Source organism: Hyalangium sp. (genome assembly GCF_035629615.1).
Classification (GTDB): domain Bacteria; phylum Myxococcota; class Myxococcia; order Myxococcales; family Myxococcaceae; genus Hyalangium.
Map to the genome: position 1 here is coordinate 1 of NZ_DASPHO010000078.1, position 2,416 is coordinate 2,416.

General features: G+C 71.6%; 3 protein-coding genes. All 3 read right to left on the minus strand.

Going from position 1 to position 2,416, the window contains the following annotated elements:
- A partial coding sequence (locus VD972_RS03435) for a uroporphyrinogen-III synthase (RefSeq protein ID WP_324980662.1) occupies positions 1-529 on the minus strand: 529 nt, incomplete at its 3' end.
- Positions 530-659: 130 nt separating this feature from the next.
- Complete coding sequence (gene hemC, locus VD972_RS03440) at positions 660-1,604, minus strand: hydroxymethylbilane synthase (RefSeq protein WP_324980668.1); 945 nt, start codon at positions 1,602-1,604, stop codon at positions 660-662.
- Positions 1,601-2,416, minus strand: an 816-nt coding sequence (gene hemA, locus VD972_RS03445; protein WP_324980671.1) for a glutamyl-tRNA reductase, incomplete at its 5' end; no start/stop codon positions are given. The genes hemC and hemA, both read right to left, overlap by 4 nt.

Consider the following 2,416-nt stretch of genomic DNA (forward strand, 5'->3'; position numbering starts at 1 on the left):
CGGCCTCGGGAGGGAGGCAGGCAGGCGTGGTCCGGTAGGCAGTCACCCGAGTGACGCGCAAGCCATGCTCACGCAGCGCCACCTCCAGCTCGCGGCGCCCCTCCTCGGCGGCGGGGAGGAGCAGCTCGTCCTCCGGGTGCAGCTCGGGGCGGAGGGCCTCGTAGAGCCCCAGGCCGGTGGCCTCGGCGGGCTCGGCGGCCACCTTCAGGCCGTAGCTCTCGGCCACACGTGCAGTGCGAGGCCCCACGGCCGCGACTCGCACCTGGCCCATGCGGTCCGCGGTCCCGGCCTCGCGCAGGGCCTCCATGAGCGCCTCCACGGCCGCGGAGCTGGCGAACACCACCCACCGGTAGCGTTGAATGGACTCGGCGGCGGCGATCAGCGGCCGGGGATCCTCCGGCGGCCGCAGCTCCAGCAAGGGGAGGCTGAGCACCTCCGCGCCCTCATCCTCCAGGAGGAAGCACAGCTCCTCCACCCGCTCCTTCGGGCGCGTCACCAGAATGCGCTTGCCTTCGAGTCGCCGTTCCACGGGCACGGACTCTAGCCCAGCTCCCGGGTGCGGAGCGCGCGCGGAAACCGAGTCAGGAAATCACTGCAACAGGTGAGACCCTCTGGCGTGGCTCACCCGGAATCCCTCTCTCTCCTGTGGACTGCCCGCCTCAGGAGTTTGGCGTATAGCCGGTGCGCCCGAAGTCGCGGAGGATCTCCTGGGCACCGCGCGAGAGCAGCTCGTCCGCGAGTGCCTCGCCCAGCGCGTGCGCGTTGCTCACCGGACCGCGCACCTCGCCCCCTACCACTTTCGAGCCGTCCGGCCGCCCCACGAAACCGCGCAGGTGCACCACGCCATCCACCACCGTGGCATGGCCCGCCAGCGGCACCGTGCAGCCACCCTCGAGCTTCGCCAGCAACGCCCGCTCGGCCGTCACCGCCACGCGCGTCACCGCATCCTCGAGCGGCGCCAGCAGGGCTCGCACGTCGGCATCATTCACGCGGCACTGGATCGCCAGCACACCCTGCCCCACCGCCGGCAGACTCACCTCGGGCGTCAGCACCTCGGTGATCTCCCGCTCCAGACCCAGGCGCTTGAGCCCGGCGTACGCCAGCATCGCGCCGGCCAGCCCCAGCTCCTTCGTCTTCTGCAGCCGCGTCTGTACGTTGCCGCGCAGGCTGACGATCTCCAGATCCGACCGGCGCGAGCGCAGGATGCAGCTGCGCCGCAGCGAGGAGGTCCCCACCTTTGCGCCCTGGGGCAGCCGCTCCAGCGTGAGCCCTGTGGGGCTGCAGAACGCGTCGCGCGGATCCTCGCGCGCCGGCACCGCCGCAAGCATCAGTCCCTCGGGCAGCACGGACGTCATGTCCTTGAGGCTGTGCACGGCGATGTCCGCACGCCCATCGATCAGGGCCTGCTCGATCTCCTTCACGAACAGCCCCTTGCCGCCCACCGCGGACAGCGGCGCCGACAGGAAGCGATCGCCCTCGGTGCTCATCTCCACCAGGGAGACCTCAAGCCCCGGGTGCCGAGCCGTGAGCAGTGCCGCCACGTGCCGGGCCTGCCACAGCGCGAGCGGGCTCTGACGGGTAGCGATCCGGACCGCGCGGCTCATCGCTTGCCTCCATTCGCCACGGCGGCCGGAGCACTCTGGGGCTCGGCAGCCGCCATGGGGGCGGGCTCATCGATCAGCCCGAACAGCTCGGCCGCGGCGCCCGCGAGCCGGTTGCTCTCCTCTTTCTCTGGCCCCACGGCGCGCAGCCGCGCGGTGGGCTCGTGCAGCAGCTTGTTGACGATGGCGCGCCCCATGGCCTCGATGCTCTTGCGCTGCTTGTCCGAGAGCCCCTCGCCCACCGCTGCCAGTGTCTTCTCCACCTCGGCCTTGGCGATCTGCTCGGCCCGCTGCCGCAGCCGCGCCAGCACTGGCACCCCCTCCCGCACCGCCCGGTCGCGCATGAAGCGCGACACCTCCTGGATGACCAGCACACCCGCCTTCTGCGCCTCCTCGGCCCGTGCCGCCTCGTTCTCCGCGACGAACTTCTGGATGTCGTCCACGTCGTAGGCCGTCACCCAGTCCAGCTGGGTCACGTCCAGGGCAATGTCTCGCGGCACCGCGAGATCCACCATGAACAGGGGCCGGAACCGGCGCGCCCGGCCCACCGCCCCCACATTCTCCTTCGTGAACAGCGGCACCGGGGAGGCCGTCGAGGACACCACCACGTCCACCTCCTTGAGGAGCGCGGGCAGCTCCTCGAAGGGCCGGGCTGTCGCACCGCCCACCTCCGCGGCCAGGGCCTCGGCACGCGCCAGCGTGCGGTTGGTGATGATCAGCCGCCCCACCTTTGCCTGCTTCAGGTGCCGCGCCGCCAGCTCGCTCATCTCCCCCGCGCCCACCACCAGCGCCGTCTTGTCCGCCAGCTCGTCGAA